Source organism: Sphingomonas sp. AC449 (assembly GCF_979253475.1).
In genome coordinates this window covers 12,917-28,208 of sequence record NZ_CEEDCZ010000014.1, presented here as the reverse complement: position 1 = coordinate 28,208, position 15,292 = coordinate 12,917, and the positions used below count along the sequence as shown (strand labels likewise).

At 66.0% G+C, this 15,292-nt stretch carries 8 protein-coding genes; 5 read left to right on the top strand and 3 right to left on the bottom strand.

The window, feature by feature from the left end:
- The first annotated feature begins 51 nt into the window (after positions 1-51).
- Together AC0CH3_RS16485 and AC0CH3_RS16480 are read left to right on the top strand one after the other, a co-directional pair.
- A complete protein-coding gene (locus AC0CH3_RS16485; RefSeq protein WP_465238078.1) occupies positions 52-3,204 on the top strand; it encodes a TonB-dependent receptor in 3,153 nt (1,050 codons plus the stop codon).
- 80 nt (positions 3,205-3,284) lie between these two features.
- Complete coding sequence (locus tag AC0CH3_RS16480; RefSeq protein ID WP_465238077.1) at positions 3,285-4,754, top strand: tetratricopeptide repeat-containing sulfotransferase family protein; 1,470 nt, start codon at positions 3,285-3,287, stop codon at positions 4,752-4,754.
- Positions 4,755-4,783: 29 nt separating this feature from the next.
- Here the strand turns inward: AC0CH3_RS16480 and AC0CH3_RS16475 are convergent, their stop codons facing one another.
- Positions 4,784-5,305, bottom strand: a complete 522-nt coding sequence (locus AC0CH3_RS16475) for a hypothetical protein (protein WP_354301109.1) — start codon at positions 5,303-5,305, stop codon at positions 4,784-4,786.
- Between the two features lie 275 nt (positions 5,306-5,580).
- On the opposite strand from AC0CH3_RS16475, the gene AC0CH3_RS16470 reads away from it, so the two are divergent.
- On the top strand, positions 5,581-8,706 hold the full coding sequence (locus tag AC0CH3_RS16470; RefSeq protein ID WP_465238076.1) for a TonB-dependent receptor plug domain-containing protein: 3,126 nt from the start codon (positions 5,581-5,583) through the stop codon (positions 8,704-8,706).
- Positions 8,707-8,799: 93 nt separating this feature from the next.
- Here AC0CH3_RS16470 and clpB read toward each other — a convergent pair whose 3' ends face one another.
- The gene (gene clpB / locus AC0CH3_RS16465) at positions 8,800-11,379 is read right to left on the bottom strand and encodes an ATP-dependent chaperone ClpB (protein ID WP_354301113.1); all 2,580 of its coding nucleotides are present in this window, start codon (positions 11,377-11,379) and stop codon (positions 8,800-8,802) included.
- A 181-nt stretch (positions 11,380-11,560) separates the two neighbouring features.
- On the opposite strand from clpB, the gene AC0CH3_RS16460 reads away from it, so the two are divergent.
- On the top strand, positions 11,561-11,962 hold the full coding sequence (locus AC0CH3_RS16460; protein ID WP_056019034.1) for an acyl-CoA thioesterase: 402 nt from the start codon (positions 11,561-11,563) through the stop codon (positions 11,960-11,962).
- Positions 11,963-12,231: 269 nt separating this feature from the next.
- On the opposite strand, the gene AC0CH3_RS16455 is transcribed toward AC0CH3_RS16460, so the two are convergent.
- Positions 12,232-13,626 carry a helix-turn-helix domain-containing protein gene (locus AC0CH3_RS16455; RefSeq protein ID WP_354301115.1) on the bottom strand — a complete coding sequence of 465 codons (1,395 nt, stop codon included), beginning with the start codon at positions 13,624-13,626 and terminating at the stop codon, positions 12,232-12,234.
- 101 nt (positions 13,627-13,727) lie between these two features.
- Between AC0CH3_RS16455 and AC0CH3_RS16450 the strand changes: the two genes are divergently transcribed.
- A complete protein-coding gene (locus AC0CH3_RS16450) occupies positions 13,728-15,254 on the top strand; it encodes an acyl-CoA carboxylase subunit beta (protein WP_354301117.1) in 1,527 nt (508 codons plus the stop codon).
- Positions 15,255-15,292: the final 38 nt, after the last annotated feature.

The window sequence follows — 15,292 nt, the reverse complement described above, 5'->3', positions numbered from 1 at the left end:
GCTGCGGACCGTCACAACGGCTGCAAGGGTCAAACGAGGGATGGACCAATCGTGATCAGGACTTCGAATTTCGTACGCAAGGCACTGCGCGGCGGAAGCGCGCTGCAGGCGCTTGCGCTGATGGGGGCCGGCGTGGCCGCGCTGTCCGTCGTGGCACCGGCATCGGCGCAGGATTACACCAACCTGAATGCCACCGGCCGCATCCAGAGCACGAGCGGCGAGCCGATCGAGGGCGCAAGCGTCACGGTCACGTCGAACGACCAGGGCTTCAGCCGGACGGTGACGACCGGGCGCGACGGTTCGTTCCGCGTCGCCGCGATCCCGCAGGGCAGCTACACGTTCACGATCACCGCGCCAGGCTTCGACAGCTTCACCGATGCGGCGGTCCAGCTGAGCCAGTCGGCGGCAGCCAACCAGTTCACGCTCTCGCCCGAGGGCGCAACAGCCGGCGGCGACATCGTCATCACCGCAGGCCGCGTCCAGGTCGCTGACTTCGATCGCAACACGGTCGGCGCCACGATCGCGATCGGCGAACTGGCTACGCGCGTTCCGGTCGCACGCGATCTGACGTCGGTCGTGCTGCTTGCGCCTGGTACGGCAGCGGGCGACACCGCGTTCGGCAACCTGCCAGCGGTCAGCGGCTCGTCGGTTTCGGAAAACGCCTATTACATCAACGGCCTGAACATCACCGAATTCCGTCAGGGCCTGTCGCCCGTGACGGTGCCGTTCGAGTTCTACAACACGGTCGAGATCAAGGTCGGGTCGATCCCGGCGGAATATGGCCGCTTCACGGGTGCGTTCGTCAACGCCACGACCAAGTCGGGCGGCAACGAATTCCACGGCGGCATGCTGTTCAACTATCAGCCCGACGCGCTGCGCGAGGACAATCCTGACACGGTCGGCAACTATAACCGCACCGACGTGCGCGAGACGCAGCAGGCCAACTTCTATCTCTCGGGTCCGATCATCAAGGACCATCTGTTCTTCTACGGCCTGTACCAGTCGAACAATGTCGAAGCCGCGGACACCTTCCTGACGGTCAACCCGAACACCACGCAGGTGCTGGCAAACGGGACGCGGCAGCAGGTGCTGCCGTTCGGCACGGGTCTGCGTCGTACGGTCGACAAGTTCACCTCGCCATTTTACGGCGGCAAGATCGATGCGGTGATCGTCGACGGTCAGCGTCTCGAATTCACCTATTTCAACAGCACGCAGACGCGCACGCTCAACAGCTTCAACGTCGTCGACGGCTTTGGCGGTACCTATGACAGCCGCGTCGACGCCGTCGCGCGGACCGGCAGGTACCAGGGTACGCAGGTCATCCAGGGCGGCGGCGAGAACTATGTCGGTCGTTACACGGGTCAGTTCACCAACTGGCTGACGCTGTCGGCGGCTTATGGCGTCAACAAGAACCAGGCGATCAGCGGCTCGAACGACGATAGCCTGCCGTTCGTCTCGGATACCTCGGGACAGTTCAACCCAGCACTGTCGGGCAACCCCGTCCAGCAGATCCAGGAAAACAAGGACAAGCGCACCTTCTATCGCGCCGACGCCGACGTGTATGTGAACCTGCTGGGTCAGCATCACTTCCGTGGCGGTTACGACCGCGAGGAGCTGAACAGCGTCTCGCAGGCCGTTCGTACCGGTGGCTTTGACTATGCCTATGCGTTTGGCGGGGTGAATGGCGATCAGTATGCGCCTGCCAATACCCTGTACGTTGGCCGGACGACGTACGTAAATGGTGGTACCTTCACGTCGCTGAATGAAGCCGCGTACCTGCAGGACTCGTGGTCCGGTTTCGACAATCGCATCAATATTCAGGGTGGCGTGCGTTGGGATCGCTTCAAAGCCGACAACGTGGCCGGGGAGCGCTATTACGACTCGGGTGACCAGTTCGCGCCACGGATCAGCTTCTCGATCGATCCGGTCGGCGACCAGCGCACGAAGATCTATGGCTTCTTCGGCCGCTACTATCTGCCGGTGCCGACCAACACGAACATCCGCCTTGCTGGTGCAGAATTGTTCTTCACGGAGTATTTCCGCGTTGCCAGCGTGGGTGCGAACAACGTGCCCGTCCTCGGTGCGCCGCTGCTCTACACCGGCGCGGGTTCGTGCCCCACGACCGGCGTGCGCAATTGTGACGTGAACGACGACGGTGTCGCTTCGCCGACCGACGCAACGGTGTCCACGACGCTCAAGCCACAGTCGATCGACGAGTTCGTGCTCGGTTACGAGCAGCGCATCGGTCAGCGCTGGAAGGTCGGTGCCTTCGGGACCTACCGCAAGCTGAACGAGTCGCTCGAAGACGTGGCAATCGATGCGGCCGTCAACGGCTATTGCGCACGGAACAACATCGCCGGTTGCGACGATGTCTGGACCGGTTTCCATCAGTACGTGCTGACCAACCCGGGTGCGCCGCTGACCGTCAACCTTTCCGACACGATCGCTGGCGAAACCGCCACCCGCCAGGTCACCTTCAGCGCAGCCGAACTTGGATATCCCAAGGCGGAGCGCGAGTATAAGGCGGTGACGCTGACGCTAGATCGCGAGTTCGACGGCATCTGGAGCTTCTCCGGGTCGTACACCTACGCCAAGAACATCGGTAACATCGAAGGCGGCATCAGGTCCGACAACGGCCAGTCCGACAGCGGTCTGACGACGGCATTCGATCAGCCAGGCCTGACGCTCGGCTCGTTCGGCTACCTGCCGACCGACGTTCGTCACAACATCAAGGCCTTCGGCTCGTATCAGGTCTTCCCGTGGCTGACCGTCGGCGTCCAGACTCAGGTCCAGTCGCCGCGCAGCTATGGGTGTATCGGACTTGTTCCGGCCTCGGCTGACGGCACCGGGTTTGCCGGTCAGTACGGCGCTGCCGGGTTCTATTGCAACGTGGTCAACGGTGCGATCGTGACCAATCCCGCGACGCCTGTCACGCAGGCAGACCTGCAGCAGATCCGCCGCGGCACGGCCTTCAAGTCGGACTGGCAGTCGTACACCAACCTGAGCCTTGCCTTTAAGCTGCCGACCGAGCTCTTCTCGGGCACGTTCCGTGTCGACGTCTTCAACCTGTTCGCAGAGAAGGCCAAGATCGACTTCGAGGAGCGCGGCACGCAGGCCGGCGGCAATCCGCGCGGGGATTATGGGTATCCAACGCTGTATCAGGCGCCACGGTCGGTCCGTCTGCAGCTGGGTTTCGACTTCTAAATCGAACACAGTGTAACTCGGGAGGGGATCGGCGGTGCCGGTCCCCTTTTTTTGTCTGCTTAAACGGGTATCCCGCATTCATGAGCATCACCGCCCCCGCCACGCCTGCCGCATTCGTATCGGCTCTCAAGGCGGGTGATCCTGCGCGGGCCGCGTCGATCGCGGCAGCGATGCTGAAGGCGCGCACGCCGCTTGGCGCGCAGTGGCAGGGCGTCGCGCGCTTTGCCGCATCCGAAGCCGAATGGTCGATCGCGGTCGAGGCGATGCGGCGCTATGTTCTCGACGACCCCGCGGCGGTCGATCGCCGTCTCGCGCTGGTCGATATTCTCAGCCAGGCCGGGCGGATCGACGAGGTCGTCGAGATCCTCGAACCGATCGCGGCGCGGCTTCCTGCCGATGCCCGGATCCGCCACGCGCTCGGCATCGGGCTCATCGAACGCGGCGATCGCGAACCCGGTCTCGAGCATCTCCGGGCCGCGCTGGCCGTAGCCCCCGGATCGGGCGCGACATGGCTTGCGCTCGCCAACGCGCGCCGCTTCTCGCACGGCGACGCCGAGTTTTCACGGCTTGCCGATGCGCAGCCGCTCTTCTCCCGGATGCCGGGTCCCGACCGTGCGCAGGGACTATATGCGTTCGGCAAGGCGCTTGACGATCTGGGCGAGCACGAGCGCGCATTTGCCGCGTTTGCCGAAGGGGCGAGGCTGGTCGCGGCGACGCGGCCCTATGATGCCGCGGGGGACCGCGCGGCGGCGCTGGCGGCAATCCGCGCGCCAGCCGTGACCGACGCCCCGCCGGTCGATACGCGGGCTGACGGTCGTGCCATCTTCGTGACGGGCAAGCCGCGATCGGGAACGACGCTGGTCGAACAGATTCTGGCGAGCCACAGCCGCGTCGCCGGTGGCGGCGAGATCAACGTGCTGGGATCCGCGGTGCGCGGCGCTCTTGGTCCAGACGGCGCGCGCGCGGTCCAGCTGGGTGTGCCCGACAGCGAGGCGCAGGAGGCGGTGCGCCGCCGATATGCCCACCTGCTGACGACGCGGTTCGGCGCCGATGGGCGGGTCGTCGACAAAAGCCTCAACACCAGTCGGTTCGCGCGGATGATCCGCGACGCGATGCCCGACGCACCGATCCTGTGGCTGCGCCGCGATCCGCTGGATACGGCCTGGTCGTCCTTCCGGACGTATTTCGCGCAGGGCGCCGGGTGGAGTTTCGATCTTGCCGCGATGGGGCGCTACCATGCGATTGAGGATGCGCTGTACGCCTATTGGCAGGCGCATTACGGCCCGAAGCTGCTGACGGTGCAGTATGCGGATCTCGTCGCCGATCCCGATGCGACGATCGCGACGCTCCTGACGCATACGGGGCTTCCCGACGAACCGGGCGTGCGTCAGTTCCATGCGGGCCGACGCGTCGTCCAGACCGCGAGCGTCGACCAGGTGCGGCAACCGATCAACCGCGCGGGGCTCGATTCTGCCGCGCCGTACCGCGACAAGCTGGCGCCGTACGAGCGTGCCTATGCCGAGGCCCGGGCGGCGCTGGGGCTGAGCTAGCGCCCGGCGCGTCCGGGAGGCTCGCGGCCTCAGTTGAGGCGTTTGGCCTTGACGGAGGGCAGGCCGGCGACGCTCAGCCTGAAGCTGCCGAGCGCGGCGCGTTTGATCAGGACCTTGTCGTTGGCGCGGGGGCGTCGGGCGATCACGGTGTCGTCGGTCTGGATCCAGCGCGCGCCGTCCGCGAGCACGAAGCTCCAGCGGCCGAAATCGTCGACCGACGCGCTCGCGAGAATCGCCTCGATCTGCGGCAGATCCTCGCCGTTGCTAAGCAGCCCGGTATCGGGGAGCGCGATCCCGAACAGCGTCCGCCGCGTTTCGCGGACCTGCTGCTGGTCGACGACGACGATCGTGCGGCGCGTCTCGGCGGTGTCCAGCGCGGCGACGGACTCGTCGAAACAGGCGAGCCGCGCGGCGGGCTCGGTAATCGCGCGGCACCGCGTGACCGCGACCAGAAGCGGCGCGCGAGCGGCACCCGCCTTGCGCGCCGCATAGGCCGGCGACACCGGTGAGGCGATCACGCTGCACAGCGCCAGGACCGTCAATTTCCGCATCGTCGAACCCGCCCTTTTACCGGTGGCAGGCGATAGGGCGGGGTGTCGCGCCCGACAAGCGGTACGCGCAATCGCAGGCCAAAAAGAGACCATTCGGGCATGTTGTAATTTTGTGACAATGAATCGGTAATGCGACGACCCGTTACTTCTGTGCAATTTTCTTTTGGACAATGCTGCTGCCACTTGCGAGATCGCCGCCGGTCGCGCGCTGAAGTGCGCATAAGTAACTCGCGTCAGTCATCCAGGGATCGACGGCGCGGAAGGGGATTAAATACATGCGAAACCTCATGTTTCGAGATTGCCTGCTTGCATCGACGATGATCGCGGGCGTTGTGATGGCGCTTCCGGCCGCTGCCCAGACCGCACCGGCGCCCGTGCCGGCGCCCGCGCCGCAGGGCACGACGAGCGACGATGGCGCCGCGGCAACGACGCCCGCAGTGTCGAACACGCCGAGCGAGGATCCTGCCGCAGCGGGTACCGCCGAGAGCAGCGACATCGTCGTCACGGGCTCGCGTATCTCGAACCCCAATTTGACGTCGGCGAGCCCGATCACGGTCGTGAACGCCGCCGACATCAAGCTGCGTGGCGCGACGCGGATCGAGGACGTGCTCAACAGCCTGCCGGCGTCGTTCGCGACGCAGACCTCGTCGGTGTCGAACGGTTCGACCGGGACCGCGACGATCAACCTGCGCAACCTGGGTGAATCGCGCACGCTGGTGCTGGTCAACGGCCGTCGCCTGATGCCGGGCAACCCCTCGTCGAGCAGCACCGCGAGCGCAGCCGCCGACGTCAACATGATCCCGACCTCGCTGCTCAAGCGCGTCGACGTGCTGACCGGCGGCGCCGGCTCGGTCTATGGCTCGGACGCGATCGGCGGCGTCGTCAACTTCGTGCTCGACACCGATTACGAAGGCTTCAGCGTCGACGTGTCGGGCGGCATCAACAACCACAACAACCGCAGCGAGCGCTTCCAGGCGCTGTCGGCGGCGAGCGGCTATCCTGCGCCGAGCGGCCAGGCATTCGACGGCACGCAGTTCGACATCAACTTCAAGGTCGGTGCGAGCACCAGCGACGGCCGCGGGCATGTCGTGGGCTATGGCGGCTATCGCAAGATCGGCGCGATCCTTCAGGGGTCGCGCGACTACAGCTCGTGCGGTCTGAACGCGCCGGCGGGCAATGTCGGCAACGATTATGTCTGCGGCGGATCGGCCACCGCGTTCCCCGCGAACTTCTCGCTCGGCGATGCGGTCGAGGGTGGGCCGCCGACCGGCTACACGCTGAACGCAGCAGGGCAGCTGGTCCCCGGTACGACGCTGTATAACGCCAACCCGCTGAACTATTACCAGCGTCCGGACACGCGCTACACCGCGGGTTTCCTCGCGAAGTACGAAGTCAGCGACGCGTTCAAGCCCTATGCCGACTTCATGTTCATGGACGATCGTTCGGTCGCGCAGATCGCGCCGTCGGGTGATTTCAACAACACGTCGGTGCTGAACTGCAACAACCCGCTGCTGTCGGCGGCGCAGGTCTCGACCTTCTGCCGCGCGTCCAACCTGGTGACCGACGCCAATGGCGCGGTGATCAACCTGACCAACCCTGACGGTACGCAGTATCAGCAGGCGAACGTCCGCATCGGTCGTCGCAACGTCGAGGGCGGCGGGCGTCAGGCGGATCTCCGCCACACCCAGTATCGCTTCGTCGCAGGCGCGACCGGCGACATCGACAAGGGCATTTCGTACGAGGCCTATGGCCAGTTCGGCAGCACCGTGTTCAACCAGGTGTATCGCAACGAATTCTCGATCGCGCGCACGACGCGCGCGCTCGACGCGATCACCGACACGCGTCCCGGCTCGGCGACGCTCGGCCAGGCGGTCTGCCGCTCGGTCGTCGACGGCACCGATCCCAACTGCGTCCCGCTCAACATCTTCGGCGCGGCGGCGATCACGCCGGAAGCGCTGAACTATGTCCAGACCCCGGGCTTCCAGTCGGGCGAGAACAAGGAAACGGTCGTCAACGCGTCGTTCACCTTCAAGGGCGCCGAATATGGCGTGCAGTCGCCGTTCGCGAGCGAGGGCATCGCGCTGAACGTCGGTGGTGAGTACCGCAAGGAATCGCTGAGCCTCGAAGTCGACAACGCGTTCCTGAGCGGCGATCTCGCCGGGCAGGGCGGCGCGACGCTGCCGATCCGCGGCAGCTACAACGTCAAGGAAGTGTTCGGCGAAATCCAGCTTCCGCTGGTCAGCGACCGTCCGTTCTTCAACGAGCTGACGGTGAATGGCGGCTATCGCTATTCGAGCTACAGCACCGCGGGTTCGGCGCATTCGTACAAGGGTGAGCTGGTCTGGGCACCGGTCTCCGACGTCCGCTTCCGTGGCGGCTACAACCGCGCGGTCCGCGCACCGAACACGCAGGAACTGTTCGCCCAGCAGTCGGTCCAGCTCGACGGTGCGACCGATCCGTGCGCCGGTGCCGCCGTCAACGGCCTGGTCAACGGCAACACCGCGGCACAGTGCGCGCTCAGCGGCGTTCCCGCGAACCGCTTCGGCCTGATCGCCGCCAACCCGTCGGAGCAGTATAACGGCCTGCTCGGCGGCAACCCGAACCTGCGTCCCGAAAAGGCCGACACGTTCACCGCGGGCGTGATCCTGCGTCCGTCGTTCCTGCCGGGCTTCAACCTGTCGGTCGACGGCTTCCGCATCAAGCTGAAGGACCGGATCGGCGTCATCGGCGCCGACACGATCATCGCGCAGTGCCTCCAGACCGCCGAGCAGCAGTTCTGCGATGCGATCAACCGCGATGCCAACGGTACGCTGTGGCAGGGTAACGCCGGGTTCATCGTCGATACCAACGTCAATGCGGGTACGCTGACGACGCAGGGGATCGAGACCTCGGCGGGCTATACCTACCGGTCGGACAGCATCGGCACGATCGGGCTGTCGTTCAACGGCACCTATGTCGACAAGTTCACGTCGGACAAGGTCGGCGCGAAGTTCGATTGCGCGGGTCTCTATGGCGCGCAGTGCGGTTATCCGATGTCGAAGTGGCGTCACCAGGCGCGTCTGTCGCTCACCACGCTCAGCGGCATCGGCCTGTCGGGCAACTGGCGTCACCTGTCGGCGACCAAGTTCGAGCGCACCAGCAGCGATTCGGATCTGGCCGGGCCGTTCTTCGTCAACGACGCACGCGTGAAGGCGCAGGACTATTTCGACCTCGCCGCCACGATCCGCGTTGCGGACAAGGTGACCTATCGTCTCGGCGTCAACAACGTGCTCGACAAGACGCCGCCGATCCTGAGCGCGACGGCATCGCCGATCGGCTCGTTCGGCAACGGCAACACCTATCCGGGCATCTATGACGCGATCGGTCGCTACCTGTTCGTCGGCCTGACGATCGACATGTAAGCGATCCTTCGGGAACAAGAAAAAAGGGGCGGCGGATCATCGATCCGTCGCCCCTTTTTTTGTCGACCCGGGACCGCAGGGTCAGGCGCGGGGTCAGGCGACGTGCAGCACGAGCTTGCCGTCGCCTTCGTCGACCTTGACCGTGGTGCCGTCCTTGACTTCGCCGCGCAGGATCATGTCGGCGAGCGGGTCCTGGAGGTAGCGCTGGACCGCGCGCTTCAGCGGGCGCGCGCCGTAGACGGGGTCGTAGCCGACGCGGCCGAGCCACGCGCGCGCGGCATCGGTCAGGTCGAGCACGATCTTGCGATCCGCGAGCAGCTTGTCGACGCGCGACACCTGGATGTCGACGATCGGCGCCATGTGCGCCTGCCCCAGACGGTGGAACAGGATCACCTCGTCGAGCCGATTGAGGAACTCCGGGCGGAAGTGCGACCGGACGATCTCCATCACCTGCGGCTCGACCGACGAGACGTCGTCGCCCTCGGCCATGTTCGCGAGATACTGGCTGCCGAGATTGCTCGTCAGGATGATCAGCGTGTTGCTGAAATCCACCGTGCGGCCCTGGCCGTCGGTCAGGCGGCCGTCGTCGAGCACCTGGAGCAGCACGTTGAACACGTCGCCGTGGGCCTTCTCGACCTCGTCGAACAGGATCACCTGGTAGGGACGCCGGCGGACCGCCTCGGTCAGCACGCCGCCCTCCTCATAACCGACATAGCCCGGAGGCGCGCCGATCAGCCGCGCGACCGCGTGCTTTTCCATGAACTCGCTCATGTCGATGCGGACCATCGCCGACGGATCGTCGAACAGGAATTCGGCGAGCGCCTTGGTCAGCTCGGTCTTGCCGACGCCCGTTGGTCCGAGGAACAGGAAGCTGCCCAAGGGCCGGTTCGGATCCTGAAGCCCCGCGCGGGCGCGGCGGACCGCGGTCGAGACGGCCTTGACCGCGTGTTGCTGGCCGATGACGCGCTTGCCGATCGTCGCCTCCATCGCGAGCAATTTGTCGCGCTCGCCCTGGAGCATCCGCTCGACCGGGATGCCCGTCCAGCGGCTGACGACGCCGGCGATGTCGTCGGCGGTGACCTCCTCGCGCAGCATCGCGCCCTTGCTCGCGCCCGCCGCTTCGTCGAGCTGGCGCTGCAGGCCGGGGATAGTGCCGTAGGAGAGCTCGCCTGCCTTTGCGAGATCGCCCGAGCGTTGCGCCTGCTCCAGCTCCAGCCGGGCGGCATCGAGCTGTTCCTTCAACCGTGCCTCGGCGTTGATCTTGTCCTTCTCGCCCTTCCAGCGCGTCGTCAGCTCCGCGGACTGTTCCTCGAGATTGACGAGGTCGCCCTCGAGCGTGTCGAGCCGGTCGACCGCCGCGTCGTCGGTCTCGCGCTTCAGAGCCTCGCGTTCGATCTTCAATTGGATGATCCGGCGGTCGAGATTCTCGATCGCTTCGGGCTTCGACTCGACCTCCATGCGGATGCGCGAGGCGGCCTCGTCCATCAGGTCGATCGCCTTGTCGGGGAGGAAACGGTCGGTGATGTAGCGGTTCGACAGCGTCGACGCGGCGACGATCGCGCCGTCGGTGATCCGGACGCCGTGGTGGAGCTCGTATTTCTCCTTCAGGCCGCGCAGGATCGAGATCGTGTCCTCGACCGTGGGTTCGCCGACCATGACGGGCTGGAACCGGCGCTGGAGCGCGGGGTCCTTCTCGACATATTTGCGATATTCGTCGAGCGTGGTCGCGCCGACGCAGTGAAGCTCGCCGCGCGCCAGGGCGGGCTTCAACAGGTTGCCCGCGTCCATCGCGCCTTCGGATTTGCCCGCGCCGATCAGCTGATGCATCTCGTCGATGAACAGGATGATGTCGCCCTCGGCGGCCTTCACCTCGTCGAGCACGCCCTTCAGCCGCTCCTCGAACTCGCCGCGATATTTCGCGCCGGCGATGAGCGAGCCCATGTCGAGCGACATGAGGCGGCGGTCCTTCAGCGTGTCGGGGACGTCGCCGTTCGCGATGCGCAGCGCGAGGCCCTCGGCGATCGCGGTCTTGCCGACGCCGGGTTCGCCGATCAGCGCGGGGTTGTTCTTGGTACGGCGTGCGAGGATCTGGATCGTGCGGCGGATCTCCTCGTCGCGGCCGATCACGGGGTCGAGCTTGCCGTCGCGCGCCGCCTGGGTGAGGTCGCGCGCGAATTTCTTGAGCGCGTCATAGCGGTCCTCGGCGCCCGCGGTATCCGCGGTGCGGCCCTGGCGGACGGTGTTGATCGCGGTGTTGAGCGCCTCGGGCGTGACACCCGCGGTCTTGAGCGCCTTGCCCGCGGCGGTGTTGAGCGAGAGCGCGAGCGCGACGAGCAGGCGTTCGACGGTGACGAAGCTGTCGCCCGCCTTGGTCGCGATCTGTTCGGCCTGGTCGAGCACGCGCACCGCGTCATTGTCGATGCCCGGCGTGGTCTGCGCGCCCGAGCCCGACACCGCGGGGATCTTGGCAAGTGCGAGGTCGGTCTCGGACGTCGCGCGCTTCGCGTCGCCGCCCGCGGCCGCGATCAGCCCGGCGGCCATGCCCTGTTCGTCCTCGAGCAGCGCCTTCAACAGATGCTCGGGCGCGATGCGCTGATGGTTCATGCGGATCGCGACGGTCTGCGCGGATTGCAGAAAGCCTTTCGCGCGGTCGGTGAATTTGTCGATGTTCATGACGCATTCCTGTGGGATGGGTTCGGTGTTGGCCAAGACATGGTGTTGCATTTGGGCAACACAAGAGGCGGGCGCTGTCGCAATGCTAGGCGCGGCGCGCGGTGGCTGGAATAGCGTTTATTGTCGGTATCGAAGCCGGCGCGTCATCGCTATGTTCAGCTTCGCGTGCTATATGTCCTGCGTGTCAACAGCCATTCCCCACACCTACGCCATCGGCATCGAGCCGGCCGACATCGACTTCATGGGTCACGTCAACAACGCGAACTATCTGAAGTGGGTACAGGCGGCGGTGATCGACCATTGGCAGCGGCTTGCGCCTGCGGATGCGGTGGCGGGGCATCTGTGGGTCGCGCTCAAACACGAGATCACGTACCGCAAGCCCGCGTTCCTCGACGACGACGTCATCGCGACGGTGCTGCTCGAAAAGGTGCAGGGCGCGCGGGCGTTCTACGAGACGATCATCAAGCGCGGCGAGGATGTGCTCGCCGAGGTGAAGTCGAGCTGGTGCTGTCTCGACGCGGAGACGCTGCGGCCGTCGCGACTGGCGAGTAATGTGGTGGAGCGGTTCTTTCCGAAGGATTGAGGCTTTTCGCCAAGACTCGTCATTCCCGCGGAGGCGGGTACCCAGACTGGCTGGCCTTTGTGAGTAACACCGTGGTTCGCCGGTCTGGATCCCCGCCTTTGCGGGGATGACGGGTTTTGGGCGAGCGTTCTGACAGAAAGCTACCTCCCCGGCGGAGGCCGGGGCCCAATTGGGGAGGGCGTGGTAACGGCGCGCTGCCCCTCGTTATTTCCGTCCCCCAATTGGGCCCCGGCCTTCGCCGGGGGGGTGTTTGTGGGCGAGGGAGCCACTCACACCACCTCGTACGGGACCGCGCCGCGGCGGTTGGGGTCGACGCGGATTTCGCTCGCCGCCGGCGGAAACGCGCGCTGGTCGCAGTCGGGGCGCAGGCAGATGCGGCAGGACGAGCCGATCGGGGTCGCGATGCCGCCGGTGCCGAGCGCGTCGGCGTAGATGAATTCGGACGCGTTCGCCTCCTCGCAGCCCAGCGCCACCGCATAGCGGCGGGCAGGCCGCGTGTAGGTCTCGGACGGTTTCACCAGCCCCTTCGCCATCGAGACATAGCGGATGCCGTCGGTCGTCTCGATCAGCTGCGTGAGGATGCGGTCGGGGATCGCGACCGCCTCGTGGACGATCCACAACGGACAGGCGCCGCCGAACCGCGCGAACTGGAGGCGGGTGGCGGAGTGGCGCTTGGTGATGTTGCCCGCCATGTCGACGCGGCAGAAGAAGAACGGGATCCCGAGCGCTCCGGGGCGCTGGAGCGTCGAGAGCCGGTGGCAGGTCTGTTCAAAGCTGGTGCCGAAGATCCGCCGCAGCCGGTCGATGTCGTGGCGGACGCTGCGCGCCTCGGCGCGGAAGCGGGTATAGGGCATGACGATCGCGCCCGCGGCGTAGTTGGTGAGTCCTGCGGTGAGCAGCGCGCGCGCGGTCTCCGACGCCATGTCGGACGCGGCGACGATGTCGGCGATCAGGTCGGCGAATTCGCCGCGCGCGACCTGATGCGCGAGCGAGAAGAGCGTGGTCTCGCCGGGCTGCGATCCGTCGAGCCGCAAGGTCGTGCCGTCATAGTCGCGTAACGGCGCGGCGAGTGCGCCCGAAATCGCGACGGCGGTGCCGCGTGCGGCGAGCCGCGCCTCGAGGGCGGCGATCCGGTCGCTGCCGAGCGTCTCGCCGATCTCCTCCGCGCGGCGATCGAGCGTGTCGACATAATTGCCCGCGGCGTGAAACCAGTCGCGGACATCCTCCCAGGGGAGCAGCCCGGGTACGCCTGACCCCGCCACGAGCCGGTCGTCGAGCGCGCGCAACTGCTCCTGCGCGCGGCGATAGGCGTCGTGCATCGCGACGAGGCGCTGCGCGAGCAACGGCTGGTGCTTCACCGCGCGGCGGATCGCGCTTTCGTCCAGAGTCGGCGCCGCGACGCTGGTGTCGGTGACGGCTTCCAGTGTCGCGACGAGCAAGGCGGTGTCGTCGGCGGCGTCGATGCTGCCCCAGTCGGCGGGAAATTCGCGTGCGAGCGTGACGAGCACGGCCTCGCTGACCGGGCGGTCGCCATTCTCGATCTGCGAGAGGTAGCTGACCGAGATGCCGATCCGGACCGCCATCGCCGCCTGGCTGATCCCGAGCGTCCCGCGCAGGTCGCGCAGCCGGTGTCCGACGAAGAGGCGGCGGGGGGGTGTGGTCATACCTTAAGTCTAGTTTGCAAACATGGTCGCTACAAGTTTGCAACATTGCATTTGCGCGAAGCGTCCCGCTCTGTGAAAGCCAGCAACAGGACGGAGAGACGATGTCATCGACGATCGAAGAGCTTGAACGACGCCGCGAAGCCGCAAGAGTGGGCGGGGGTATCAAGCGGATCGCAGCGCAGCACGCCAAGGGAAAGCTGACCGCAAGGGAGCGCCTTGACGTGCTGCTGGACGAGGGATCGTTCGAGGAGCTCGACATGTATGTCGAGCACAATTGCGTCGATTTCGGGATGCAGGACCAGGTGATCCCCGGCGACGGCGTGGTCACCGGATCGGGCACGATCAACGGCCGCCTCGTCTTCGTCTTCAGCCAGGATTTCACGGTATTCGGCGGGTCGCTCAGCGAGCGTCATGCGCAGAAGATCTGCAAGGTGATGGACAGCGCGATGAAGGTCGGCGCGCCGATCATCGGGCTGAACGACAGCGGCGGCGCGCGTATCCAGGAGGGCGTTGCCTCGCTCGGCGGCTATGCCGAGGTGTTCCAGCGCAATGCGCTCGCGAGCGGCGTCGTGCCGCAACTGTCGCTGATCATGGGCCCGTGTGCGGGCGGCGCGGTCTACAGCCCGGCGATGACCGACTTCATCTTCATGGTGAAGGATTCGAGCTACATGTTCGTGACCGGGCCCGATGTGGTCAAGACGGTAACGAACGAGGTGGTGACGCAGGAGGCGCTGGGCGGCGCGGTGACGCACACGACCAAGACGTCGGTCGCGGACAATGCGTTCGAGAACGATATCGAGGCACTGCTCGCGGCGCGCGACTTCTTCGACTTCCTCCCCGAATCGAACCGTGCGGGCGTGCCCGAGCGGCCGACCGCGGATGACTGGGACCGGATCGAGAACAGCCTCGACACGCTGGTGCCGGCCTCGGCGAACCAGCCCTATGACATGCATGAGCTGATCCGGAAGGTCGTCGACGAGGGCGATTTCTTCGAGACGCAGCCGGCGCATGCGGCCAACATCATCACCGGGTTCGGGCGGATCGAGGGGCGCACGGTCGGCTTCGTCGCGAACCAGCCGATGGTGCTCGCGGGCGTGCTCGACATCAATTCGTCGAAGAAGGCGGCGCGGTTCGTGCGCTTCTGCGACGCGTTCGAGATCCCGATCGTGACGTTCGTCGACGTCCCCGGCTTCCTGCCCGGCACCGCGCAGGAGCATAACGGCATCATCAAGCACGGCGCGAAATTGCTGTTCGCCTATGCCGAGGCGACCGTGCCCAAGATCACCGTCATCACGCGCAAGGCTTACGGCGGCGCGTACGACGTGATGGCGTCGAAGCATCTGCGCGGCGACCTCAACTATGCGTGGCCGACCGCGGAGATCGCGGTGATGGGCGCGAAGGGCGCGGTCGAGATCATCTTCCGCGGCAAGACGCCCGAGGAGATCGCGGCGCGCACCGCGGAGTATGAGGCGCGCTTTGCCAATCCGTTCGTGGCGGCGTCCAAGGGGTTCATCGACGAGGTGATCCAGCCGCACTCGACCCGCCGCCGGATCGCGCTGGGCCTGCGCAAGCTGCGCGGCAAGAGCCTCGAGAATCCGTGGAAGAAGCATGACAACATCCCGCTCTGATCGGGCGGCTTGTTGGGGCATGCCAAGCACATTATCAT

Coding starts and splice junctions, on each gene's coding strand:
- AC0CH3_RS16450 (WP_354301117.1), top strand. CDS start 13,728: ATGTCATCGACGATCGAAGAGCTTGAACGACGCCGCGAAGCCGCAAGA.
- clpB (WP_354301113.1), bottom strand. CDS start 11,379: ATGAACATCGACAAATTCACCGACCGCGCGAAAGGCTTTCTGCAATCC.
- AC0CH3_RS16475 (WP_354301109.1), bottom strand. CDS start 5,305: ATGCGGAAATTGACGGTCCTGGCGCTGTGCAGCGTGATCGCCTCACCG.
- AC0CH3_RS16480 (WP_465238077.1), top strand. CDS start 3,285: ATGAGCATCACCGCCCCCGCCACGCCTGCCGCATTCGTATCGGCTCTC.
- AC0CH3_RS16455 (WP_354301115.1), bottom strand. CDS start 13,626: ATGACCACACCCCCCCGCCGCCTCTTCGTCGGACACCGGCTGCGCGAC.
- AC0CH3_RS16470 (WP_465238076.1), top strand. CDS start 5,581: ATGCGAAACCTCATGTTTCGAGATTGCCTGCTTGCATCGACGATGATC.